A 952-nucleotide genomic window follows, 5' to 3' on the forward strand; every position below is an offset into this window, starting at 1 on the left:
ATATAAGAGCTTTAAGGAAAAGAGTGTGCTGGAAGATATTTCAATGAGCATAAAAGACGGAGAGTTTGTGGTTGTTCTTGGTTCCAGTGGAGCAGGAAAATCTACATTATTAAGGTGTATGAATGGGCTTTATATTCCAGAAAAAGGTAGCGTAGAAATATCAGGTATAGAACTTAATCGAAAAAGTATGAGAGAGATACGCAAACGTGTAGGATTTATTTTTCAGGGAAGTTGTGTAGTGGGAAATTTGAGTGTATTGACAAATGTCCTAATGGGAAGTTTGAGCAAAAAAAATTCCATGAGTCTCAGATTTACAAAGAGTGAAAAGGAAAAGGCGTTGGAATTGCTTGATATGGTAGGACTTAGTGAGTACGCATATATACGAACTGATAAACTTTCAGGAGGACAAAGACAAAGAGTAGGAATAGCAAGAGCTCTTTTGCAGGAACCGGAAATATTGTTAGCAGACGAACCGGTTGCAAGTCTTGATCCTGTTACGGCGAAAGAAATATTGGATTTGATTGAAAAAATTAATAGAGAAATGAAAACAACTATTATATGCAATCTTCATCAAGTGGAATATGCAAGAGCATATGCGCAAAGAATTATAGGAATACGAAATGGAAAAATTGATTTTGATGAAAACACAGAGTCTGTCACAACAAGACAGATACAGCATATTTATGAAAACTAAAGAAATATATAAGTGAGAAAGGTGGATTATAATTATGAAAAAAATTATAGTATTTATTAGTATGATGCTTGTAATAGCAATGAGTACAACAGCATGTTCAGGAACAAAAGAAACATCAAAAAAAGAAGTGTTGAATGTCGCATTGCTTCCTGATGAGTCACCGGCTGAGGTTATTAAAAATAATGAGAAATTGAAAGAGTATCTTAGTGAAACACTTGATATGGAAATTAATCTTATTGTAACAACAGATTATTCTTC

Annotated in this window: 2 protein-coding genes; both read left to right on the forward strand. The window is 33.6% G+C overall.

Annotated features, from left to right (window positions below):
- Positions 1–694, forward strand: a 694-nt coding sequence (gene phnC / locus H6A13_RS12985; protein ID WP_207751900.1) for a phosphonate ABC transporter ATP-binding protein, incomplete at its 5' end; no start/stop codon positions are given.
- 34 nt (positions 695–728) lie between these two features.
- On the forward strand, positions 729–952 hold a 224-nt coding region (locus H6A13_RS12990), incomplete at its 3' end, for a PhnD/SsuA/transferrin family substrate-binding protein (RefSeq protein WP_204909945.1).

Source organism: Mordavella massiliensis (assembly GCF_016902415.1).
Taxonomy (GTDB): domain Bacteria; phylum Bacillota; class Clostridia; order Lachnospirales; family Lachnospiraceae; genus Merdimonas; species Merdimonas faecigallinarum.